This window comes from Mycobacterium sp. UM_CSW (assembly GCF_000455205.1).
Classification (GTDB): domain Bacteria; phylum Actinomycetota; class Actinomycetes; order Mycobacteriales; family Mycobacteriaceae; genus Mycobacterium.
This window is the reverse complement of the sequence record NZ_AUWQ01000007.1, coordinates 14103-37340: the sequence shown is the minus strand read 5'-3', so window position 1 is coordinate 37340 and position 23238 is coordinate 14103. Positions and strand designations below refer to the sequence as shown.

Sequence of the window (23238 nt, the reverse complement as noted above, 5' to 3'; positions counted from 1 at the left end):
CTGGCGATGACGGCGGTCATGGGAATTCGCATGCCGGCGACAGCCGCTGCCGACATGGCCCTGGTGCTCTTCGCGATCTTCGGGGTGCTGGGATTCGGCTGGCGCAGCTGGCTGCAGTATCGGCGCACCGGCTCCACCGGTTTCCGCGGCATCAGAACCGGCGGCCCGGTGGAACGCGTCGCCGGCGTCGGCTTCGTGGCGGCGCTGGCGGTGGCGGTGAGCGCCCCAATCTTGCAGGAGGCCAAGGTGGTTGGCCCGCTGCGGGTGCTCAACGAGGTCTGCATTCAAACCGTCGGCATCGTGCTGGCCACAGCGGGCATCGCCGCGACGGTGTACGCGCAGCTCGAGATGGGCGATTCGTGGCGGATCGGGGTTGACACCACGGAGACCACCACGCTGGTGCACACCGGCACGTTCGCCCGGATCCGCAATCCCATCTACGGCGCGATGTTCCTCTTCGGGATCGGCATCGTCCTGGTGACGCCGAACGTCGTTGCAGTCGCGGGCTTCATCCTGCTCGTCGCCACGATCGAGCTGCAGGTCCGGCGCGTCGAGGAACCATACCTGCTGCGGACGCACGGCGACGCCTACCGCGCCTACGCGGCCAGTGTCGGGCGGTTCGTCCCCGGGGTCGGCCTCATTCGTTAGCGTGGCGCGGCACGTCGTGGGCAATGGTCAAGCCGTCGCCCGTTTCCAATTCGTCAGCCGTCTGGGTGAGCAGCAGTCGGCTGCGGCTGGGCGACAGCAGAACCGACAGATGGTGATGCGGCGCATCGCCTACGAACGCCAGGCGGTTGACGCGCAGCAGCGCGGCGCCGATCGGCGTGTCCAGTAGATGCGCGTTGCGCGGGCCCGCGATCTCGGCGGTGATTTCGTGCCGGATGCGGTCCACGACGATGCCGGCGTCCGCCAGCAGCTGATACAGCGGCGCTCGTCGCAGCGCGGACTCGGACAACGCGCCGGCCAGTTCCGACGGCAGCCACGCATCGCTGACCATCAACGGCTCGCCGGTCCGGCGTTGCCTGCGCACTCGCACGATCTGCAGCAGCTCGCCGGACGCCGATAGCGCATCGGCTATGGCGCGGGGCGGGCGCCGGGTTTCGAGTTCGACCACGTCGACCTCGGTTTCGAATTGGGTCTGGCGCAACCCCTCCATGTACGAGCCACCCGCCGGCAGGTCCGACGGACTGTGCTCCCTGACGAACGAACCGACGCCGTGCCTGCGCTCGATATATCCCTGCTCGGCCAGATCCGCCAGCGCGCGGCGCACCGTGATCCGGGAAACCCCGAACTGCTCGCACAGTGTCTGCTCGGTGGGCAACGCCTCGCCCGGGACGATGGCGCCGCGATCGATCTCGTCGTGCAACACCAGGAACAGCTGCCGATGCAACGGCACCCCGGCGTCACTGGACACCGGTCCCGTCCTGCCGCCGCTCCGCTGCACGGGCGTCAATGCTTCCACACCGCCTCCCTTGCGCCGGCTCGTAGGTTGTTATATGTATATAACAACTGCTCACTCGAAGGAAGGCTCGATGACCGCGGTGCACCGGCAACCCGCCACCGATCCGGCGGGGCCGACGGGCCGACTGGCCACCTGGGTCGCCGGCCTCACCGTCGACGATGTTCCCCCGACCGTCGTCGAGCGGGCCAAACATCTACTGCTCGACGGCCTCGGTTGCGCGCTGGTGGGGGCCCAGTTGCCCTGGTCTCGCGTCGCCACCGACGCCGTGCTCGGCCTCGAGGGCGCCGGCGATGCGGTCATCATCGGCACTGGGCGCACCGCTGGCGCGCCGGCGGCCGCGGTCCTCAACGGCACCTTCATCCAGGGCTTCGAGCTCGATGACTTCCATCCCCTGGCCCCGCTGCACAGCTGCTCGCTGCTCATTCCCGCGCTGCTGTCGACGGCGGCGACGCGCGGGGTCGGCACGAGAGGCGCCGACGTGCTGCTGGCGGCGATCGCCGGCTTCGAAGTCGGCCCCCGCGTCGGCTACACGCTGCACGGCACCCAGATGCTCGATCGCGGCTGGCACTCCGGCTCGGTCTTCGGCACCCACCCGGCGGCCATGGCCTCCGGCAAGCTGCGCGGGCTGTCGCCCGCGCAACTCGAGGACGCCCTCGGCCTGGCCGGCACCCAATCGGCGGGGCTGATGGCCGCGCAGTACGAGGCCATGAGCAAGCGCATGCACCACGGCCTGGCGGCGCGCAACGGCTTCTATGCCGCGGGCCTCGCGGCGGCTGGCTATACCGGAATCAAGCGGGTGTTCGAGCGCGAATACGGCGGCTTCCTCAGCGTTTTCGGCGAGGGCCACGATCCCGATGCCTCGCTGCTGACCGGACAACTCGGCCAGCGCTGGGAGACCACCAACATCATGGTCAAGTCGTATGCCGCGATGGGCGGCCTGCACGGAGCGATCGACGCGGCCAGGCGACTGCGCAATTCGGTTGCACCCCAGGATATTTCGAAGGTGGACATCACGGTCGGCGAGACTATCTACAAGCACGGTTGGTGGACGCCCGAGCGGCCGCTCACCCCGATCGGCGCCCAGATGAACATCGGGTACGCGACCGCCGCGGCCCTGCTCGACGGCAACGTGTTGCCCGAGCAATTCACCCCCGGCCGCCTCGATTCCGACGACGTCTGGTCGCTGATCGCGGCGACCACAGTTCACCTCGACGAGTCGTTGGCCCGCGCGGACATCACCGAGAAGTTCCGCACCGACGTCGCGGTGACCACCCGCGACGGCGCGGAGCACCGCGCACGGGTCGCCCTGCCGCACGGCGCGCCCAATGATTCCGTCACCAACGACGAGATCGTGACGAAGTTCGATGCGCTCGCCGACCGCGTCACGAACCGCGCACGGGCGGACGCGATCGAGCGGGCCGTGCTGAATCTCGACGATCTCGACGACATCGGCGACCTGATCGATCTTCTCGCCGCTCCCGTAGCGGGGGCACTGGACTGAAAGGGCGGATATGGCCACCACACCGGCCCGCCGGCGGCTGAGAGAGCTGCTGGCAAAGCGCGAACTCATTATTGCGCCAGGCGTTTTCGACGGCATCTCGGCGCAGCTGACCAAACGAACGGGGCACGTCGCCGCATACATGAGCGGCGCCGGCGTGGCGGCGTCGGGATTCGGGCTCCCGGACATCGGACTGGTAACCGCCACCGAAATGGCCGACCGGGCACGGATGATCACCGATGCGCTGGGCGACGTTCCGCTGATCGCCGACGCCGACACGGGGTACGGCGGACCCATGAATGTGGTGCGCACAGTCCGGTCCTACGACGCGGCGGGCGTGGCAGCGATCCAGTTGGAGGACCAGGTGTTTCCAAAGCGATGCGGTCACCTGCCGGACAAGCAGGTCGTCGATGCCGCCGTATTCGAGCGGACGCTTGCAGCCGCGCTCGACGCCCGCACCGATGACGGCCTGCTGGTGGTCGCTCGCACCGATGCCCGTGCCCCGCTCGGCCTGGACGCCGCGATCGAGCGCGCCAACCGGTACGCGGACGCGGGCGCCGACATCATCTTTGTCGAGGCGCCACAGGATTCCGGCGAAATCGCTCGCATCGCAGCCGAAGTCGACGCTCCCCTCCTGATCAATCTCGTCCTCGGCGGCATGACGCCGCTGCAGTCCGCGTCTCGGCTGCAGGAGTTGGGTTACGCGATCGCCATTCATCCGGGGAATCTCCTGATGCGGGCGACATTCGGCATGCTGCAGAGTCTTTGCGAGCTCAACGGCACCGACGTCGCAAACCACCTCGGCAGCACCCCCGGGGACTTCTTCAACCTGATCGGCATGGCGGAGTGGCTGGCTCTCGACGACAAGTACGCACAAACTGAGGACCGCTCATGGGCATGACCATCATCGAAAAGATCTTCGCCCGCAAGGCCGGCCTGGCCTCGGTGTCGCCGGGTGACACCGTCGTGGTCGACGTCGACATGACCGTCCTGATCGATCTGCAGTTCGCCACTCTGTGGATACCGCCCAACCGGATCCACGACCCCGACAAGCTCGCGGTCGTCATGGACCACGCCGTGCCGGCGCCGACGATCAAGGACGCCACCGGCGGCGGGCACGCCCGAAAGTTCGTTGCCGACTTCGGCATCGAGCGCTTTTATGACGTGGGTCGGCACGGCATTTGCCATCAGGTGATCGCCGAGAACGGGCTGGCGCGCCCGGGAGAGATCCTGGCCTGCACCGACTCTCACACGTGCGCCGCCGGCGCCTATAACACCGCGGCGCGCGGCCTGGGGCCGGCCGAGGTGTATTCGATCATGTGTACCGGTACGACGTGGTTCCAGGTTGCGCCGACGATCCGCTACGAGCTCGACGGCATGAAACCGAACACGGTGAGCGGCAAGGACATCTTCCTTCACATCGCCAACGAATACGGCGATGTGCCCAACCTGAACCTGGAATTCGGCGGCCCTGGTTTGGCCGGCATCCCGATGCACGATCGGCGCACCATCGCCACCCAGGGCGCCGAGGTGTCGGCTGACTTCAGCACGTTCGAACTCGACGCGGTGCTGGCGCGCTTCCTCGACGAGGCCGGTGTCACCGGATACGACACTGCGGCACCGGATCCCGACGCGAACTACCACGACGTCCGGCGTATCGACCTTTCGGTGCTGGAGCCCTATGTCGCGCGCCCGGGCACCGTCAGCCGCAACGGTGTGCCCGTGTCACAGCTGGACAGGCAGAAGGTTGACCAGGCGTTCATCGGGTCGTGCGCGAATGGCCAACTCGAGGACCTCGAGATCGCGGCGGAAGTGTTGCGCGGCAAGACCGTCGCTCCGGGGGTGCGCCTGCTGGTGACGCCCGCCTCGCAGTCGGTGTACCGCGAAGCGATGCGATTGGGTTACTTGCAGGACCTGGCGGACGCCGGCGCGGTGATCACCAACTCGACGTGCGGCGCGTGTTTCGGCTACCACATGGGCGTGGTGGGCCCCGGCGAGGTGTGCATCACGTCGAGCACTCGCAATTTCACCGGCCGCATGGGCAGCACCGAGGCGGAGATCTTCATGGCGGCACCCGCGACCGTCGCCGCCTCTGCCGTCACCGGATACATCACCGACCCGAGGAGCGTGACCGCATGACGATCGCCTTTAGCGGCAAGCTTTGGGTGTTCGGCGACAACCTCAACACCGACGCCATGTATCCGGCCTTCGCCATGAAGATGGATCCGCACGAGGCGGCCAAGCACGTCTTCCATGAGGTGCGCCCCTGCTGGACCGACCAGGTTTCGCCGGGCGACGTCGTGGTGGCGGGCAAGAACTTCGGGCTCGGGTCGTCGCGGCCGGTCGCGGCCCTGTTTACCGAGCTCGGGGTGGCAGGTCTCGTCGCCGAAGAATTCAACTCGTTGTTCTTCCGCAACGCCGTTAACGCCGGGCTGCCGGCGATGACCGTGCCCAACGCCACCGAAGTGTTTCGCGAGGGCGACACGGGATCCTTCGACCTGACAGCCGGCACCTGGCGAAACGACACCACCGGAGACTCAGGCACCGTCCCCCAGCTGCCCGAGCTGATCCTCGAGATCATCGAAAGTGGCGGCGTGCTACCACGGTTGGCGGAGCAGGGCTATCTGCCGGCCGAGCTGGGCGACGTCCTGCGGTCGAGCACTGTCGCCATGCGCGGCGCCGGCAGCGGCGCCTGATGGCGCTGCTGGGACGGCTGCTCCGCGGGGCGCGTGCGGGCGCACACCGAAGTCCGTTGGCCGGCAAAGCTTTTGACGCGCCTGCGTCGATCACCGTCACCAGCCCGGCGTTCGACGACGGCGGACCGATGCCGCCGGCCAGTGCGGGCAACGGCGTCGGCGACAACGCCTCGCCGCCGCTGCGCTGGGAGGGGGTGCCGCCAGACGCCCGGCAGCTGGTGTTCGTCATGGACGACATCGACGTTCCGCTGCCGCGGCCCCCACTGCACACAGTTGCAGTGCTCGAGCCAACGCTGGGCGGCGTCGCCGCCGGCGAATTGCTTCCGGGGACCGACGGAATACGGTTTGTCCGGGCCGATCTGGGTCACCGGGGCTACGCGGGGCCTCGCCCGATTCCCGGTCACGGACCCCACCGCTACCGGTTCCATGTGTTCGCGACCGACGAGTGCATCCCCGACACCGTCACCACGGCCAAGGCTCTCCTGGTCTCGATGGCTGGACACGTGCTGGCCCGCGGGACGCTGACTGGCACGTACGAACGGTAACGCGGTCCAGACACCCGGCGTGCAGTGCTGACGCACAAGGGATTTGCAAAAGTGAGCGGCGCGGCACCTGGCCACGTACGATGCGCATGCACGTATTCGGCGTGCTCACCGAACGGGAGGTTGGCCAATCAGCCGCCATCCTTGGCCGCATCGCTCCCGAGTGCTCCTGAAGCTCGGCTAGCGAAGGTGTTCACCGCCAAACCGCACGCCCTCAAAGGTGTGCCCGTTGCGATGGGGCGGGACTGATCCCGCTGGTTGGCCTTCCGCCACGGTTGCATCACAAACAGCTCGACCCAAAAGCCTTAAAGACAAGGTAGAAGGACCCATTGCATATGTGCGGGGATCGGACCAGAAGATGGGGAACCGATCTGGTTGCTATTTGCGGCTAATTCATCGGAGTTGACTGACGATTAGCAATTACCACATAGTCCGGCTGGTGAACCATTGAACCCGCCGACGGTCGCGCCGCTTTTGACATGCGGCAGAGCGGAACCGCCGACACCATGAGAACCGATCCTGTTGAGGCGAAACCCATTTGCCAACCACCCTCGGGCCGATATTTCGGCAAACGATCGCAGTGGGCCGTAGATTTATTGGGACGGGCACATGACTGCAGAATTGGTGGCAGACTGCAGCCCGAAAACAGAAGCGATGTTGCGAGAATGGCTTTCGGCGACGTCACTAGCGCGATAGGGTATGACTTCCCGGCCGTTGACTATCCCCACTTATCGAATGTTAGGAAAGGGCTGAGATCGTGTACCTCTCCGCCAGCAGCTCGAATAGCTGATGAACGCTGGCAGGCGTCAGCACGCCAGTAGTAGGGCTGCTCAGTCTCGCCATCGCAGCCCACGGAACGGGATCTCCGTCGCGCGGCGGCATAACCGCCTATGAAGGATGCGGCGGGGCGTTCGCTGTTCAACAATCGCGCCGATGTTGTGACGCGTTCGGGGACAAAAGCCGCGACCGCAAGCGCGGGAATGGGCCGGAAGATCTTCAGTGAAAATCACAACCATACCGAGGCAAGGATCGATCGATGACGTATTTGGTCACACAACCGGATGCAATGGCCGCGGCGGCGACAGAGGTTTCGCGGATTCGCTCGGTGATCGGAGAGGCCAGTTCGGCGGCGGCTCGTCCAACGAGCTCGCTGATCGCAGCGGCTGGCGACGAAGTGTCAGCGGCCACTGCGACAGTGTTCAACACGTACGCCGCGCAGTATCACGCAGCAGTCGCGCAGGCGTCGTCATTCCAAGGTCAATTCGTCCAGCTGCTGCGCGGTTCCGGACTTGCCTACGCCGAGACAGAGGTGGCGAACGCCGTGTCGGCCGCGCTGAACGAGATCACCTCGGCGTTCCCGTCGCTTCTTGGCGGGGGTACGGCGACCCCCGCCGCCGGCATCACCAACTTGATCTTGGGTGCCAGCGGCTACCCGATACCGTGGCAGATCCCGGAATACGTAACGTTGCTTCCGCAGATATATCTCGACCAATTGTGGAACCCGGGCATGAGCGGCACCAATGTCGGCATCGCCACGCCCGAGGGGCTGTATCCGCTCACCGGCATCAAGGATTTGACCTTCGACGTGTCGGCTGCGCGCGGCGTCTCAATCCTCAACAACGCAATCCAGTCGACAATCGCCTCCGGGGCCACCCAGATCAACGTCTTCGGCTACTCGCAGAGCGCGAACATCGTGTCCCAGGAAATGATGGCGCTCAACCCCACGAACACCCCGGGCGGGAGCAATCTGCCGCCGGGGGTGACGCTGAACTTCACACTCGTCGGTGATGTGAGCAATCCCAACGGCGGCTTGCTCACTCGTTTCCCGGGATTGAGCCTGCCTAGTCTGGGTTTGACGTTCGGCCTGGCGACTCCGGACAATTCGTTCCCTACCAAGATCTTCACGATCGAGTACGACGGTTTCGCCGACTTCCCGCGATACCCCCTCGACATCGTGTCAGATGTCAACGCTTTCTTCGGCATCATCGAGTTGCACGGCCAATATCCCTACATGGACCCCACCACCGCAGTCCAGCTGACGAACACGGCGGGACCCACGCTGACCGACTATTACATCTATCCCACGGCGAACCTGCCGCTGTTGGACCCCGTGCGGGCAATTCCGGTGATAGGACATCCTGTCGCCGACCTAATCCAACCCGACTTGAGAGTCATCGTCGACTTGGGCTACGGCAGCACTACCCAGGGCTGGTCGCCCGACGCGCCCAACGTCCCAACCGGATTCGGGGTCATTCCACCAGTCAGCCCCGTCACCGTGCTCCAGGCCCTTGGCACCGGAACCCAGCAAGGATTGAACTCGTTCATCAGCGACATCGGCGCAGAGGCCGCCTCGGCAGGTGCGTCGTTCTCAACCTTGTCACTGCCCAGCCTCGCGTCCACAGTGGGAGCTGGCGTAACCGGCGGACCCGGAGCGCTCGCCGGGGTCATGTCCGTCCTCGCCTCACCGGACAGCGTTATCGGTGCCCTTCAGGGCACGAACAGCTATTTGGCCACCGCGGTCTCGGGCGCAGCCTCCGACGCCTACGCGACTCTGCTTCCGACGGCCGATATCGCGAATGCGCTTACGATCTCCATGCCGTCCTACGACATCAACCTCTTCTTAAGCGGCGTCAAGCAAGCGTTCGATGGTGATCCTGTCGGCGGGCTCGTCTACGCGCTGGGCGCTCCCGTCGCCGCCGATACGGCGCTGGTGACGCTGGCGACCGGGTTCGAATTCCGAGTTATCGAGCACGCCGCCACCTCCATCGTCGCCGACTTCACCGGCACGACAGACCCACTCAACCCATAGCCGGAGCCCAACGTCAGGGCTTGAGCTACCACGATGACGGCCCCAGCGAACAGTCACAGACAGGCGACTTGGCCCGATGCCAGACGATTGGCACGTCAAGAATCCCGGCGCCGACCCACTGCTGTTGGCGGAACTTCAATACCAGGACTGGAGCCGCGCGAAGGCGTAACCCCGCCTAGTCTTCGGGGACCTCGCGCTCGATCTCGTCGAGCCAGATGCGCGCCGACATGTCCGACGGGGCGCGCCAATCGCCGCGCGGCGAAAGCGCTCCGCCGTGCGACACCTTGGGGCCGTTGGGCAGCGCGGAGCGTTTGAACTGGCTGAACGAGTAGAAGCGTTGCACGAACACTCCCAGCCAGTGCCGGATCTCCTTGAGCGAGTACGACGGTCGCTTGTCCTCGGGGAAACCCGGTGGCCAGTTGCCCTGCTCCGGGTCGCTCCAGGCGTGCCACGCCAGGAAGGCGATCTTCGACGGCCGGAACCCGAAGCGCAGCACATGGAAGAGTGAAAAGTCCTGCAGGGCAAAAGGTCCGACCTTGGCCTCGCTGCTCTGCAGCTCTTCCTCCTCGCCGCTCGGGACGAGCTCCGGCGTGATCTCGGTGTCCAGCACCGACTGCAGCACCTCGCACACGTCCGATTCGAACTGGCCCGACGAAATGACCCAGCGGATCAGGTGCTGGATCAGCGTCTTGGGGACACCGCCGTTGACGTTGTAGTGCGACATCTGGTCGCCGACGCCGTATGTCGACCAGCCGAGCCCCAGCTCCGAGAGGTCACCGGTGCCCAGCACGATCCCGCCGCGCTGGTTGGCCAGCCGGAACAGGTAATCGGTGCGCAGGCCGGCCTGGACGTTCTCGAACGTGACGTCGTAGACCTTCTCGCCGCGAGCGAACGGATGGTCCATCTCCTTGAGCATGAGCCGCGCGCTCTCGGTGATGTCGATCTCCGAAAAGGTGACGCCCAGCGCGCGGCACAGCTCGATCGCGTTGCGCTTGGTGCGATCTCCCGTCGCGAAGCCGGGCAGCGTGAACGCCAGGATGTCGCTGCGCGGCCGTTCCTCGCGGTCCATCGCACGGGCGGCGACGATCAGCGCGTGCGTCGAATCCAGCCCGCCGGAAATCCCGATGACCACCTTGGGGTAGTCCAGCGCCCGCAGCCGCTGCTCGAGACCGGAGACCTGAATGTTGTAGGCCTCGTAGCAATCCTGTTCCAGCCTTTGCGGATCGGCGGGCACGAACGGGAAGCGCTCGATCTCGCGGCGCAGCCCGATGTCGCCGGCGGGCGGGTCGAGCCGGAACTCGATGCGCCGGAACGACTCTGCCGTCGTCCGGTGGTGGCGCCGGTTGTCGTCGAAGGTGCCCATCCGCAGCCGTTCCGCGCGAAGCAGCTCGAGGTCGACGTCGGCGACGCTGCGCCGCTCCCCCTTCGGGAAGCGCTCGGACGTGGCGAGCAGCACGCCGTTCTCCCAGACCATGGTCTGGCCGTCCCAGGCCAGGTCGGTCGTCGACTCGCCCTCCCCCGCGGCGGCGTAGACGTAGGCGGCCAGGCAGCGAGACGACGCCGAGCGCGCCAGCAGGCAACGGTCCTCGGCGCGCCCGATGGTGATCGGGCTGCCGGACAGGTTGGCCAGCACCGTCGCCCCCGCCAGCGCCGCCTCCGCGCTGGGCGGGATCGGCACGAACATGTCCTCACAGATCTCGACGTGCAGCACGAAGCCCGGCAGGTCGGACGCGGCGAACAGCAGATCCGGACCGAACGGGGCCTCGATATCGCCGATGCGGATGTTGCCGCGCTCGTCGTCGCCGGGCGCGAGCTGGCGGCGCTCGTAGAACTCTCGATACGTGGGCAGGTAGGACTTCGGCACGACGCCCAGCACCACGCCCCGGTGGATCACCACCGCGGTGTTGTAGATGCGATGCCGGTAGCGCAGCGGGGCGCCCACGACCAACACCGGCAACAGGTCGGCCGAAGCCGCGACGACGTCGGCGACGGCGCCTTCGACGTCGTCGAGCAGCAGGTCTTGCAGGACGATGTCCTCGATGGAGTACCCGGACAGCGTCAGCTCCGGGAAGACGGCCACCGCGACGGCGTCGTCGTGGCATTGGGCCGCCAACCGCAGCACCGACTCGGCGTTGGCCGCCGGATCGCCGATCGCGGTGTGGTGTGTGCAGGCGGCGACGCGGACAAAACCCTGGTGGTAGGCGTTGTAAAAGTCCATGACCCTCCCATTGTCGCCCGACGGGCGTCAACTCGTCGCCGCCGGGTATCCCCAACGGCATGAGCGATACCGCTGTCGTAATCGTCGACATGATGAACACGTATCAGCATCCCGACGCTGAGGATCTGATACCCAATGTCGAAAAAATCATCGACCCGCTTGCCGACCTGATTCGCCGCGCGCGGAACGCCGACGGCGTCGACTTGATCTACGTCAACGACAACTACGGCAATTTCGCCGCCCAGTTCTCCGACATCGTCGGCTCCGCGCTCGATGGCGCGCGGCCCGATCTGGTCAAGCCGATCGTGCCGGGCGACGATTGCCGGGTGATGACGAAGGTCCGCCACAGCGCCTTCTATGCGACGGCGCTGGCCTATCTGCTCGGGCGCCTGGAGACCAAGCGGTTGATCCTCACCGGTCAGGTCACCGAGCAATGCATCCTGTACACCGCGCTCGACGCCTACGTGCGCCACTTCCCCGTCGTGATCCCGACCGATGCCGTTGCCCACATCGACGCCGATCTGGGCAAGGCGGCGCTGAAGATGATGCAGCAGAACATGTCCGCCGAGCTCACTACGGCCGCCGACTGCCTCGAGACCTCCTGAATTGCCCGTACCCTCGAACGGGTGACCTTTAGCCGCGCGGAATCGCCCGAACTCGTCGCGCTGCTCGCGGGCCGGCGGGTCGCGGTCCTGACCGGCGCCGGCATCTCCACCGACTCGGGCATTCCCGACTATCGCGGCCCCGATTCGCCGCCGAGCAACCCGATGACCATCCGCCAGTTCACCTCGGATCCGGTGTTCCGGCAGCGGTACTGGGCGCGCAACCACGTCGGGTGGCGGCACATGGACGACACCGCGCCCAACGCCGGGCACCGGGCGCTGGCCGCGCTGGAGCGCGCCTCCGTGGTGACCGGCGTGATCACCCAGAACGTCGACCTTTTGCACACCAAGGCCGGCAGCCGAAGCGTCATCAACCTGCACGGCACCTACGCGCGGGTGGTATGCCTGAGCTGCCGGTACGGCATGAGCCGGGCCGCGCTCGCCGAAGAGCTCGAGGCGCTCAACCCGGGATTTATCGAGCGCGCGGAGGCCGTCGGCGGGCTGGCGGTGGCTCCCGACGCCGACGCCGTCGTCGCCGACACCGCGTCGTTCCGCTACCTCGACTGCCCGCGCTGCGGCGGCATGCTCAAGCCCGACATCGTCTACTTCGGCGAGAGCGTCCCCAAAGACGTTGTGGCAACGTCATATTCGCTGATCGACGAGGCGGACGCGCTGCTGGTCGCGGGCTCGTCGCTGACGGTGTTCTCCGGCTACCGGTTCGTGCGGCACGCCGCGGCGCTCGGCCTCCCGATCGCGATCGTCAATCGGGGACGCACCCGCGGTGACGACCTGGCCACCGTGAAGGTCGACGGCGGCTGCTCGGAGCTGCTGACGTTGCTAGTTGACGAGTTGTCCCCGACCGCAGCGCGTTAGAACGTGCACGGCATGCTGCGGACGGCGTGGACGAAGTTGCCCGCCACGTAGGTCGGCTCGCCCGCCTGAATGTCCGGCAACTGGCGCAGCAACTCACCGAAGATGGCCCGCAACTGTGCCCGGGCCACGTGGGCGCCCAGGCAGAAGTGCAACCCGCCGCCGCCGAAGCCGACGTGGGGGTTGGGACTGCGGCTCAGATCGAAGCGCTCCGGATGATCGAACGCGTCGGTGTCCCAGTTGCCGGACGAATAGAACATCACCACCTTCTCGCCCGCGCGGATGCTCTGACCGCCCAGCTCGACATCCGTTGCCGCCGTGCGGCGGAAGGTCATGACGGGCGTCGCCCATCGGACGAACTCCTCGACGGCCGCGCCGATGCGGTTGTCGAAATCCTCCAACAGCCATGCCCGCTGGTCGGGAAAGTCGGTGAGCGCCTTCATCGCGTGACTGATGGTCTGCCGGGTGGTGTCGTTGCCGGCCACCGAAAGCAACACGAAAAACGCCGCCACGTCCGCGTCCGTCAGCCGGTCCCCGTCCACCTCGGCGTTCACCAGGCTGCTGAACAAGTCGTCGCCGGGATGCTCGCGACGCTCGGCGGCGAGCGCGCCGGCGACCTGGTGCACATACGTCTGGTTCTCGAACAACACCTCCATCGGGTGCCGACCGCCGAGGTAGGCGGGGTCGGCCCACGACACCATGGCGTCGGTCGCGTGCGCCATCCGCTGCCGCTCGGATTCCGGGATCCCGACCATGTCCGACAGCGTGCGGATGGGCAGCTCCTTGGCGCACAGGTCGACGAAATCCGCACCGCTGCCGGCGGCCCGCAGCTCTTCGACGATGGTCTTGGCGTTCGCCTGGATCGACTCCTCGATGCGGCGGACCTGCCTGGGCGTGAACGCGGCGTGCGCGAGCTTGCGCAGCTTGGTGTGCCGCGGCGGGTCCATCGCCAGGAAGGACTGCGACGCCTCGAGCAACTCCACGGGGATGTTCTCGAACATCACGCCGCGGCCGGACAGGAACACCTCGTTGTTGCGGCTCACCGTGACGATGTCCGCGCGACGGGTGACCGCCCAGTAGCCCGGGTCCGCCGGATCGGGCATAAGCGCATCCTCGACGGGAGGATGCCAGCTCACCGGGCGCTCGGCCCGCAGCACCGCGAAGGAGCGCTCCCGCTCCGCCGCGGTCGTCGACCAGAACGCGCGCGACGACAGATCGATCGGGTCGTAGGCACGGCTGCTGGACACCCCGGTCGCCACTGTCATCGTCGGCCCTCCCTTATGACCCCAATCACACACTTCGCCCGACAATATGCCTAGACACTATGTCTAGTCAATATGTTGAGACGGGGGTTATGCTGGGCGAATGCCGTCGGTCACCCGAAAGGCGCAGGCCAATCGCGAACAGGGTCGTCAGCAGCGCCGCGAGCAAATGGAGCGCCGGTTGCTGGACGCCACCGAGCGGCTGATGCGCGACGGCGCCAGTTTCACCGAGCTCAGCGTGGACCGGCTGTCGAGCGAGGCCGGCATCTCGCGCGCCAGCTTCTACATCTACTTCGAGGACAAGGGCCACCTGTTGCGCCGGCTGGCCGGCCAGGTTTTCGCCGACCTCGCCCACAGCGCGGACCGCTGGTGGAGCATGGCGTGGCGACACGACCCCGACGACGTCCGCGCCGCCATGGCCGGAATCATCGGAAACTACCGGCGCCACCAACCGGTGCTCGTCGCGCTGAACGAAATGGCCGGCTACGACGCGGTGGTCGGGGCGACCTACCGAAACCTGCTGACCGCCATCACCGGGCGCGTGACCCGCGTCATCGAGGACGGGCAGGCTGACGGCTCCATCCGCCCCGAGCTGTCCCCGACCGCGACGGCCAGCGCGCTGACCTGGATGGTCGAGCGCGCCTGCCAGCAGAACCTGCCGACCGCCCCGGGCACCTACGATGCCGAACTGGCCGAGTCCCTGGCTCAAATCATCTGGGGCGCACTGTATCTCGAGCCCATACCGCCGAGCTGATCGGTCAGCGGCTCCCCACCGGCTTTAAGACCGGGCGCAGGGCGTGCAGCACGTCCGGATCCTCGATGGTGGCGGGCATCTCGTCGTCGTGACCGTGCGCAATGCGGTGCATGGCCTTGCGCAGGATTTTGCCGGAACGCGTCTTCGGCAACGCCGAGACGATGTCGACCCGCTTCAGGCACGCCACCGCGCCGATCTCGTCACGGACCAGCGCAACCAACTCGTCTTCGAGTCCGTCCCGCGCCGACCCGGCCTGCAGGACGACGAATCCGCGCGGCACCTGACCCTTGATGTCGTCGGCGACGCCGATGACCGCGGCTTCGGCCACGGCGGGATGGGACGCCAGCACGGCTTCCAAGGCGCCGGTGGACAGCCGGTGGCCGGCCACGTTGATGACGTCGTCGATGCGGCCCATGACGAACAGGTAGCCGTCCTCGTCGACGTATCCGCCGTCGCCGGTCAGGTAGTAGCCGGGATGCTCGCACAGGTATGACGATTCGTAGCGTGCGTCGTCCTCCCACAGCGTCGGGAACGTCCCGGGCGGCAGCGGCAGGCTCAGGCAGATCGCGCCCTCCTCACCGGGCGTGCAGCCGGTGCCGTCCGGCTGCAGGATCGCGACCCGGTAGCCCGGCATCGGCACGCCCGGCGAACCAATCTTGATCGGAAGTTCCTCCACGCCAACCGGATTGGCCGCGATGGCCCAACCCGTCTCGGTCTGCCACCAGTGGTCGATGACGCGAACGCCGAGTTTCCGCGACGCCCACAGGTACGTGTCGGGGTCGAGCCGCTCGCCGGCCAGGAACAGCGACTGCAAGCCGGCGCGGTCGTATTCGCGCAGCCAGGTGCCATCGGGGTCGTCCCGGCGGATCGCGCGTATCGCGGTCGGCGCGGTGAAGAGGGCCTTCACGTTGTGCTCGGTGATCACCCGCCAGAAGGCGCCGGGGTCCGGGGTCCCCACCGGTTTGCCCTCGTAGAGCACGGTGGTGGCTCCAGCGAGGAGTGGGCCGTAAACGATGTAGGAGTGCCCGACCACCCAGCCGATGTCCGAGGCCGCCCAGTAGACGTCGCCGGGGCCGATGTCGTAGATGTGGCGCATGCTCCACAGCAGCGCGACCGCATGCCCGCCGTTGTCCCGCATCACGCCCTTGGGTCGTCCCGTGGTGCCCGAGGTGTGCAGGACGTAGAGCGGGTCCGTCGCGGCGACGGCGACGGCCGGCGCCGGTTCGGCCCGGCCGATCAGGGTGTCCCAGTCCTGGTCGCGCCCGTCGACCAGGCCGCACCGCAATTGCTCGCGGTGGACGATGACGCAGTGCCGCGGCGGGTGCGCGCTGGCGTCGATCGCCGCGTCGAGCATCGGTTTGTATTCGACCAGCCTGGTCGGTTCGATGCCGCACGACGCCGAAATGATCACGCTGGGACGGGCGTTGTCGATCCGAGCGGCGAGTTCGTGTGCGGAAAATCCGCCGAAGACGACGGCATGCACGGCGCCGATTCGGGCACACGCCAGCATGGCGACGACAGCTTCGGGAATCATCGGCATGTAGATGACCACGCGGTCGCCCTTACCCACCCCCAAGTCACGCAGGACGCCGGCGAAACGCGCTGTGAGATCCAGCAATTCGGCATACGAGAAGGTGCGCTTCGTCGACGTCACGGGTGAGTCGTAGATCAGCGCGGGCGCACCGCCGCGGCCGGCATCGACGTGCCGGTCGAGCGCGTTGGCGCAGGTGTTGAGTTGGGCGTCGGGAAACCAGCGGTAGAACGGCGGGCGCTCGTCGTCGAGGATCCGCCCTGGCGACCGGATCCAGGTCACTGCCGACGCGGCCCCGGCCCAGAATGCCGTCGAGTCATCGAGGCTGGACTGGTAAAGCTCGCGATAACCGTTCATGTGTTTCCTCTGCCGGACGAAAGTGACCGATGCCAGATGATTGCCAGATGATATGGCCGGAGCCCGAGGGACAAAAGGGCCAATGGGCGTCACCGCCGAGGGCCTCCGATCTGGCCCCGATTTTTCGGCGCCGGCGCCGAGCTTGTGCACGTTCTCATTTCCGATGTCATTTTGCGGTCCCCTGACCTTCGGCGGTGCGGGTTTGTCTCACGTCATGTCATGTCCGTTTTGTCGCAACCTCGTGTCATGTGTTCAGCCGGTGCATCCGGGGGCACTCCGGCATCACTTCCCCGCCAGGGCGCGGTTCATAGCCCCCATCCGATTCCGGATCCGCTACTCCCGCCATCGACGGCTGGCTGTACTGACCTGAGAGGTTAGCTACTCCGACTCACCACTGCTGGCCCGTGGCGAGTTGACGTCAGTCTGAGTGACGACAACCTTGGCCGCTGCCTTGGCCTGACGAAGGGCTTCTGCCTTTGCCCTCGGGTAGGTGCGGCGGCCTACGACGAAAAACACTGCGCCAACGCCCGATACGCCACCGGCGGCGAGCAGGAGAAGCGGTAGCGGATTCGAGTCCGTCACGGGGGCACCGCCAGCGTGGTAGTGGCCTCGGAACCTTTCGTCAGCGCCGGGTCTGTGCGCGGGATGTCGCGTTCATCGCGGGCGAGCCTCCCAGCTCCCGTTCGTTTCAATAGGCGTGCTTCCGGCCCGGACGCAGGCTTGATAAAACAGGGCACCCATGTCGCGTGGTCCGACAAAATAGCCTTCCGCAGTGTGCCAGCGGTTGAAGAACAAGACGACGCGCTCCTCGTCGACCCGCGGAAAGAGGACACTGCCCAGCCATGTCCAAATCGTTGGCCGCGTGTCGCGATAGAGCACCATCATGCTCGGATAGTTCAACGCACCACTTTGGGTCGTGTGCATCCGGATGTAGCGATAACGGCTGGGGGCGAAGGGAATTCTGACGTCACCGCGTATCAGGGTGATAGCGCCGTATATGTCGACCTCGCAGCCCTGGACCGCCCGTTTCGGGCGCAGGTACGCCAGGGCTGCCAACAATAGCGGGGCAGCCGCCGCTGGCACTGCTATCGGCAGCGGCAGTCCGATCATCATGGGGATAGCCACGACAACGCCGGGGATCACCCCCAGCCACGCGGCCGCGGATTTGAAGTGCAGGACGCTTACGACTTCCGTGGTCATCACAGCGGGACCCCTTGGCCGCCTCTGGAAAAGAGTTGTCTGGCCGGGCGCTGCAGGTCTCGGTGTGTAGCGATTCCGGAAGCGGGGGTGCAGGCTTATCAGCACAACTACGACAGCGAAGACCACACACGCCGACACGCCTGGCAACCAAACCGGCACGTTCGATGCCACGGCCATAGGTGTCCTCATCGGCGCCACCCACGGCGAATTCGGGGTCGAGCCCATTTCCACTGTCCTGAAGATGGTGTGGGCTCGGCGCTCGGATGGATGAGCCGAGGACCGGTCAAGCCGTTAAGCCTTGCACGGAGGTTTCGGGGGCCAGCCAGGCCCGTAATTGCACTCCATAGGACCCTGTGCCACCTCGCCGATCGGCAAACTCGGGTCCATTAGCCGGGGATTGTGCCAGTCGTGGCACGCAGTCATATCCCAATCCCCCACAACATGTCCGGGTAGGGGCTGCCCTGGACACCAACAGCTGGGTTGTGTGCAACCGGGTGGGTAGGCCTCGGCGGCGCCCGCGGCCAGAGCTATCCCGGCCACCGCGACACCGCCCGACAGCAGCGTCCCGGTGATGATTCGGCTCAGGGTGCGAAAGGTGTTCATGGCGGCGCCTTTCGGTTCTCACATCTAGTTCCATCACGCTTCCTCGTGCGATTCGACAGATGGGTCGCGGCGGGTATCTGGTGTGCGTTATTCCGGTGAACAGGGGCGTGCACGGGCCGCCGCGGCGATAGACTTTTAGCCGCATCTGGACCGATGTGGGATTTTGCTGGTGTCGCAGCAGTTGCCCGCGCACGCTCAGTTCGTAGTGTGGGCGGGCGGCTGGCCGCGGCGCATGGGCAAATTTGCCTATTTTGGTCGACGGCCGCCCGCCGCGGCCTCGACTCAACCGAACAGTCTCAAGAGGCGGAAGGCTAACAGCCCGGTGAGGACGCTGCTCGAGCGTGACGTGGTGCTGGCCGAGTTGGCTGGGTTGGGTCGGCGCGTGGCCGGCGGCGCCGGTCAGGTGGTGTTGTTGCGGGGGCCGGCCGGGGTGGGCAAGACCGCGGTCGTCGACCGGTTTGTCGAACAGTGGGGCCGGAAGGTGCAGGTGTTGCGGGGCGGGTGTGATCCGCTGTCGGTGCCGCGGCCGTTGGGGCCGCTGATCGACATGGCGGCCCAGCTGCCGGCCGACCAGGCGGCCGAGTTGGTAGCGGTGATCAATCGCGGTGAGCCCGAGGCGATTTACGCGGCCCTGTTGCGGCTGCTTGGGGTGGGTCCACCCTGGGTGTGTGTGATCGAGGATTTGCATTGGGCCGACGGAGCCACGCTGGATCTGCTGCGGTTCTTGGCCCGTCGTATCGGTAGCCTGCCGGTGCTGCTGATCGTGTCGTATCGCGACGACGAGGTCGGGCCCGCCCACCCGTTGGCGGTGGCGCTGGGCGATGTGGCGACGTGTGTCGCGGTCACCCGCGTCGAGGTGCGGCCGCTGAGCCGACGCGCCGTTGAGGTGCTGGCCGCCGGCAGCGGTGTGAACGCCGAGCTGCTGCACCAGCTCACTGGTGGGAATGCATTTTTTGTCACCGAAGTCTTGGCTGCCGGCCGCGATGCTTTGGACGGGAATGCGTTGCCGCGCAGTGTGTCCGAGGCGGTGTGGGGCCGGTTGGGGCGGTTGACGCCGGCCGCGCGCGACACCGCGTACGCCGTCGCGGTGTGCGGTCCGTGGATCGATGCGGATGTGGTTACCATGGTGTGTCCGGGCGCGGCGCTGGACGAATGCTTGGCCGCGGGAGTTCTTGTCTTTGACGGCGCAGCGGTGGGGTTTCGGCATGAGTTGGCCCGCCGCGCCACGTTGAACCACATCCCCGACCACCAGCGCCGCCTGTTGCATGCCCGCGCGTTGGCTGTGCTGGCCGAAGATCCGATTACGCCGGAGGCGTTGGGGGCGTTGGCGTTTCATGCCGATCAGGCCGGCGATGACGAGGAAGTTGTGCGGCATGGCGTGGCAGGCGCCGAGCGGGCCTCAGCGCTCGGCGCCAATCGACAGGCCGCCGATTTGTACGCGCTGGTGCTGCGCCATGCCGAAACCGCATCACGCGAGCAGACGGTCGAGTGGCTGGAAGGCCACGCATTCGCCAGCTACCTCAGCGGGTCGGTCGAGGAGGCGGCGGTGTCCTGGCGAGCGGCGATCAGGCTACGCCGTGAGATGGGCGACCGGCTCGAAGAGGGCGACGACCTGCGCTGGCTGTCACTCATGCTGTGGCCGCTGGGCCACGTGACTGAGGCCGCCGAGGCTGGGCGGGCGGCGCTGCGGCTGCTCGAAGGGCTCGGCCCGTCTGAAGAACTGGCCTGGGCGCTGGTCAATGCGGCGGTGTTGGCCGCGCACACCTACGACCCGGCGTGCGCAGACTATGCGGCCCGAGCCGTAGCGCTCGGTAGCGAGCTGGGCGAGCGCGCGGTCGTGATCAGGGCCCGCGGGGCGGCGGCGGTGGCCACCGTGTGTCGCAGCGACACTGGGTGGGACGAGTTGGAGGCAGTATGGCGCGACGCGATCGCAATGCCAGGACTTGCCGAGCACGCTGGGATGATCGGAGCGTCCCTGTCCGTTTTCGCGGCCCTGCACTACCAGCTGGGCCGCGCCGAGGGCTACATCGCCGACACGGTTACGTTCTGCGCCGACCACGACTTGGGCATGTTCCAGCTCCTGGCCGTCGCCGCCGACGGGCTTGTGCAGCTGCACCGCGGCGACTGGGACCGTGCTGCAGCGCTCGCCGAGCACGTGCTGACCCGGCCCGGGCTCGTCCCGGTGCATCGAATTCTGGCGGTCATCACTGCTGCGTTGATCATGGCGCGCCGCGGGCAGCGACCCGTCGGGCCGCTGCTCGACGAGGCGCTCGGCTGTACGGAGCCTGATGACTTCTTCCGTCTTGGGCCGGTGTGGGCCGCGCGCGCCGAGGCGGCGTGGCTGGCCGGCGATGACGACACCGCGCGCGCCGAGGCGCACAAGGGGCTGGTGTGCGCCACCGGTGTGATGGCCGATCCATGGCTGGCGGGCTCGCTGCGCCGCTGGGCCCACCTAACCGGCGGCACGCCAGACTTGCCCGGGGCGGTCGACAGCGTCACACCGTTCCGTTTTGAAGTCAGTGGCGATTGGCTGGCCGCCGCCGCGGAGTGGACCCGGCTGGGTAGTCCCTACGACGCTGCCATCGCCCAACTGAGCGGCGACATCGAAGCCGTGGAGATCGCGCTGACCACCTTCCGCGGGCTCGGTGCCCGCGCCGCCACGCGGCGCGCCCAACAACGGTTGGCCCAGCTGCGTGGGCGCACTCACAGCGGGCGGCGCGCCGACACCCTGGCCGATCCCTACCAGCTGACCCGGCGCCAACGTGATGTGCTGGCACTGCTCGTCGCCGGCCATAGCGACGCCAACATCGCGACCAAGCTGTGCATCAGTCCTAGAACCGCCGCCCACCACGTGGAAGCCATCCTGACCAAACTCGGCGTCAACAATCGGACGCAAGCAGCCGCCGTCTACAAGGTAGAGACCGCAGCGGGCGGTCGTCGATCAAAATAGGCAAATTTGCCCATGCGCCGCGGCGCATCGCCCGTCCATACTGCGAACGCGGGCGTCGATCCGATGGCGCACAACCAGCATGGGGGAACGAAGACATTGTCAACCCCGCGGCGGCCGTCGCATTTGGGGAGGGTTACTCGATTCCGGATCGACGACGGGTCACCTCACCGGCGGTCGGCGGAAACGTAGGAGACCAGGATGGCGAATTTTGCGGTGTTGCCGCCGGAAATCAATTCTCTGCTGATGTTCAGTGGTGCCGGTTCCGCGCCGATGCTTGAGGCGGCGGCGGCCTGGGACGGCCTGGCTTCGGAGTTGGGATCGGCGGGGTCGTCATTTTCCGCCGTTACCTCGGGGCTCGCCGGCCAGGCCTGGCAGGGCCCGGCGTCTGCGGCGATGGCGGCCGCGGCGGCACCCTATAGCGGATGGTTGAGCGCCGCGGCGGCGCAGGCTTCCGGTGCGGCCGGGCAAGCCCGGGCGGTGGTTAGCGCGTTCGAGGCGGCCCGGGCCGCGACGGTGCAGCCGCTCATGGTTGAGCTCAACCGCAATTCCCTTGTGCAGATGGTGATGTCGAACTGGTTTGGGCTCAACGCGCCGGCGATCGCTGAACTGGAGGGCGACTACGAGGCGATGTGGGCCCAAGACGTGGCGGCGATGGTCGGCTATCACGGCGGCGTTTCGGCCGCGGCCGCGCAGTTGGTGCCCGCGCAGACGCTGCAGGACATTCTCGCCAACCTGCCGAACCTGGGCATCGGCAACAAGGGCAACGCCAACGTGGGCCCCGGCAACACCGGCATCGGCAACCTCGGCAGTGGAAACACGGGCAACAACAACCTCGGCGGCGGCAACGGCTTTGCCGGTGTCCCGGCCAACGGGAATATCGGCTTCGGAAACCACGGCGACGGAAACATCGGTTCCGGCAACAGCTCCAACCCGGCCCTGGGCACCGACGCCGGCCACAATGTCGGCTTCGGCAACGCCGGCAGCAACAACTGGGGCTTCGGCAACGCCGGGGACGGCAACCGGGGCCTTGGCAACGCCGGGAACAACAACATCGGGGGCGGCAACGCCGGCAACAACAACATCGGCGGCGGGAACAGCGGCAACAACAACATCGGCTTCGGGCTCACCGGCAGCAACGAAATCGGCATCGGGAACACCTATTTCAACACCGCGACCAACCAGTTCAGCTTCGGCGGGCTGAACTCGGGTGCCGGAAACATCGGCATCGGGAACTCCGGGTCCGGCAACATCGGCTTCTTCAACTCCGGCAACGGCAACGTCGGCTTCCTCTCCACGGGCACCAACACCCATTTGCCCGGTCACCTCAACAGCTTTGGCTTCGGGAACGCGGGCGCCGGCAACATCGGCTTCGGAAACGCAGGCGACTGGAACTTCGGCTTCGGGAACTCGAGCAACGTCAACACGGGCTTCGGGAACTCGGGCGGACTTGACACCGGCTTCGGGAACGGCGGCGGTTTTGATACCGGGTGGTGGAATTCGGGTGCCACGAACACAGGCTGGGGGAATTCGGGCGGCGTCAACACGGGCGCGTGGAATTCCGGTCTGGCCAACACCGGTTTCGGCTTCACCACCGACACCGGGGCCAGCCAGTCTGGCTTCAACAACTCCGGCACAAATGTCTCGGGCTTCGACAACACGGCCACCCTCGGGTTCGCCTCGGGCTTCTTCAACACCGTCATCAACGGGGGCGCGATGTCGGGAATCGGCAACACCGGGGTCCCCACTCTCAACCCGACCTTCAGCGGCTCACTATCCGGATTCTTCAATACGGGCACCCAGTTCGGAGGTCTCTTCAGCCTCGCTCGACTGCTGGCGGGTTAGGGACGACCGCATAGCAATCCCGCCAGTAGCCTGCGCGTCTGC

At 66.7% G+C, this 23238-nt stretch carries 17 protein-coding genes; 12 read left to right on the top strand and 5 right to left on the bottom strand.

Translation table 11 applies throughout. The features are described from left to right. The first annotated feature begins 6 nt into the window (after positions 1-6). Positions 7-648 (top strand): isoprenylcysteine carboxylmethyltransferase family protein, encoded by a 642-nt coding sequence (locus N415_RS03275; RefSeq protein ID WP_239645434.1) that lies wholly within the window; start codon positions 7-9, stop codon positions 646-648. On the opposite strand, the gene N415_RS03270 is transcribed toward N415_RS03275, so the two are convergent. After that, on the bottom strand, positions 638-1462 hold the full coding sequence (locus N415_RS03270) for a GntR family transcriptional regulator (RefSeq protein WP_193376396.1): 825 nt from the start codon (positions 1460-1462) through the stop codon (positions 638-640). The two genes, N415_RS03275 and N415_RS03270, sit on opposite strands and share 11 nt — an antisense overlap. A 70-nt stretch (positions 1463-1532) precedes the next feature. Here N415_RS03270 and N415_RS03265 point away from each other — a divergent pair, with 70 nt between their 5' ends. The 6 genes from N415_RS03265 (at position 1533) to N415_RS03240 (ending at position 9007) form a co-directional block, all read left to right on the top strand. After that, on the top strand, positions 1533-2963 hold the full coding sequence (locus N415_RS03265) for an MmgE/PrpD family protein (protein WP_068177185.1): 1431 nt from the start codon (positions 1533-1535) through the stop codon (positions 2961-2963). A gap of 10 nt (positions 2964-2973) precedes the next feature. Next, on the top strand, positions 2974-3861 hold the full coding sequence (locus tag N415_RS03260; protein ID WP_068177182.1) for an isocitrate lyase/PEP mutase family protein: 888 nt from the start codon (positions 2974-2976) through the stop codon (positions 3859-3861). Then, positions 3852-5099 (top strand): aconitase/3-isopropylmalate dehydratase large subunit family protein, encoded by a 1248-nt coding sequence (locus tag N415_RS03255; RefSeq protein ID WP_068177180.1) that lies wholly within the window; start codon positions 3852-3854, stop codon positions 5097-5099. Before N415_RS03260 ends, N415_RS03255 begins: the two co-directional genes overlap by 10 nt. Beyond that, entirely contained in the window at positions 5096-5656 is a 561-nt protein-coding gene (locus N415_RS03250; RefSeq protein WP_068177178.1) for a 3-isopropylmalate dehydratase, read from the top strand. Before N415_RS03255 ends, N415_RS03250 begins: the two co-directional genes overlap by 4 nt. Beyond that, the gene (locus N415_RS03245) at positions 5656-6201 is read left to right on the top strand and encodes a YbhB/YbcL family Raf kinase inhibitor-like protein (RefSeq protein ID WP_068177176.1); all 546 of its coding nucleotides are present in this window, start codon (positions 5656-5658) and stop codon (positions 6199-6201) included. Before N415_RS03250 ends, N415_RS03245 begins: the two co-directional genes overlap by 1 nt. Positions 6202-7234: 1033 nt before the next feature. Beyond that, positions 7235-9007, top strand: coding sequence for a PE-PPE domain-containing protein (locus N415_RS03240; RefSeq protein ID WP_068177173.1), 1773 nt, complete (start codon positions 7235-7237; stop codon positions 9005-9007). A 175-nt stretch (positions 9008-9182) separates the two neighbouring features. On the opposite strand, the gene N415_RS03235 is transcribed toward N415_RS03240, so the two are convergent. Next, positions 9183-11225, bottom strand: a complete 2043-nt coding sequence (locus tag N415_RS03235; RefSeq protein ID WP_068177171.1) for an NAD(+) synthase — start codon at positions 11223-11225, stop codon at positions 9183-9185. 59 nt (positions 11226-11284) lie between these two features. Between N415_RS03235 and N415_RS03230 the strand changes: the two genes are divergently transcribed. Together N415_RS03230 and N415_RS03225 are read left to right on the top strand one after the other, a co-directional pair. Beyond that, on the top strand, positions 11285-11830 hold the full coding sequence (locus tag N415_RS03230) for an isochorismatase family cysteine hydrolase (protein ID WP_068177169.1): 546 nt from the start codon (positions 11285-11287) through the stop codon (positions 11828-11830). 21 nt (positions 11831-11851) lie between these two features. Continuing rightward, positions 11852-12700: an NAD-dependent protein deacetylase gene (locus N415_RS03225; RefSeq protein WP_068177167.1), complete on the top strand. Its 849-nt coding sequence runs from the start codon at positions 11852-11854 to the stop codon at positions 12698-12700. On the opposite strand, the gene N415_RS03220 is transcribed toward N415_RS03225, so the two are convergent. Then, entirely contained in the window at positions 12697-13962 is a 1266-nt protein-coding gene (locus N415_RS03220) for a cytochrome P450 (protein WP_068177165.1), read from the bottom strand. The two genes, N415_RS03225 and N415_RS03220, sit on opposite strands and share 4 nt — an antisense overlap. A gap of 100 nt (positions 13963-14062) precedes the next feature. Here N415_RS03220 and N415_RS03215 point away from each other — a divergent pair, with 100 nt between their 5' ends. After that, positions 14063-14713, top strand: a complete 651-nt coding sequence (locus tag N415_RS03215; protein ID WP_068177164.1) for a TetR/AcrR family transcriptional regulator — start codon at positions 14063-14065, stop codon at positions 14711-14713. A 4-nt stretch (positions 14714-14717) separates the two neighbouring features. Here the strand turns inward: N415_RS03215 and N415_RS03210 are convergent, their stop codons facing one another. Then, positions 14718-16601: an AMP-binding protein gene (locus N415_RS03210; RefSeq protein ID WP_068177162.1), complete on the bottom strand. Its 1884-nt coding sequence runs from the start codon at positions 16599-16601 to the stop codon at positions 14718-14720. A gap of 654 nt (positions 16602-17255) precedes the next feature. Then, a complete protein-coding gene (locus N415_RS03205; protein WP_068177160.1) occupies positions 17256-17801 on the bottom strand; it encodes a hypothetical protein in 546 nt (181 codons plus the stop codon). Positions 17802-18726: 925 nt separating this feature from the next. Between N415_RS03205 and N415_RS03200 the strand changes: the two genes are divergently transcribed. Next, complete coding sequence (locus N415_RS03200) at positions 18727-21354, top strand: LuxR family transcriptional regulator (protein WP_239645432.1); 2628 nt, start codon at positions 18727-18729, stop codon at positions 21352-21354. Between the two features lie 198 nt (positions 21355-21552). Further along, positions 21553-23196 carry a PPE family protein gene (locus tag N415_RS03195; RefSeq protein ID WP_068177158.1) on the top strand — a complete coding sequence of 548 codons (1644 nt, stop codon included), beginning with the start codon at positions 21553-21555 and terminating at the stop codon, positions 23194-23196. The last annotated feature ends 42 nt before the right edge of the window (positions 23197-23238 follow it).

Excerpts from the sequence above, each read along its gene's own strand:
- N415_RS03220 (WP_068177165.1), bottom strand. The coding sequence starts at position 13,962 with ATGACAGTGGCGACCGGGGTGTCCAGCAGCCGTGCCTACGACCCGATC.
- N415_RS03245 (WP_068177176.1), top strand. The coding sequence starts at position 5,656 with ATGGCGCTGCTGGGACGGCTGCTCCGCGGGGCGCGTGCGGGCGCACAC.
- N415_RS03255 (WP_068177180.1), top strand. The coding sequence starts at position 3,852 with ATGGGCATGACCATCATCGAAAAGATCTTCGCCCGCAAGGCCGGCCTG.
- N415_RS03240 (WP_068177173.1), top strand. The coding sequence starts at position 7,235 with ATGACGTATTTGGTCACACAACCGGATGCAATGGCCGCGGCGGCGACA.
- N415_RS03195 (WP_068177158.1), top strand. The coding sequence starts at position 21,553 with ATGGCGAATTTTGCGGTGTTGCCGCCGGAAATCAATTCTCTGCTGATG.
- N415_RS03260 (WP_068177182.1), top strand. The coding sequence starts at position 2,974 with ATGGCCACCACACCGGCCCGCCGGCGGCTGAGAGAGCTGCTGGCAAAG.
- N415_RS03265 (WP_068177185.1), top strand. The coding sequence starts at position 1,533 with ATGACCGCGGTGCACCGGCAACCCGCCACCGATCCGGCGGGGCCGACG.
- N415_RS03230 (WP_068177169.1), top strand. The coding sequence starts at position 11,285 with ATGAGCGATACCGCTGTCGTAATCGTCGACATGATGAACACGTATCAG.
- N415_RS03275 (WP_239645434.1), top strand. The coding sequence starts at position 7 with ATGACGGCGGTCATGGGAATTCGCATGCCGGCGACAGCCGCTGCCGAC.
- N415_RS03250 (WP_068177178.1), top strand. The coding sequence starts at position 5,096 with ATGACGATCGCCTTTAGCGGCAAGCTTTGGGTGTTCGGCGACAACCTC.
- N415_RS03235 (WP_068177171.1), bottom strand. The coding sequence starts at position 11,225 with ATGGACTTTTACAACGCCTACCACCAGGGTTTTGTCCGCGTCGCCGCC.
- N415_RS03210 (WP_068177162.1), bottom strand. The coding sequence starts at position 16,601 with ATGAACGGTTATCGCGAGCTTTACCAGTCCAGCCTCGATGACTCGACG.
- N415_RS03205 (WP_068177160.1), bottom strand. The coding sequence starts at position 17,801 with ATGACCACGGAAGTCGTAAGCGTCCTGCACTTCAAATCCGCGGCCGCG.
- N415_RS03215 (WP_068177164.1), top strand. The coding sequence starts at position 14,063 with ATGCCGTCGGTCACCCGAAAGGCGCAGGCCAATCGCGAACAGGGTCGT.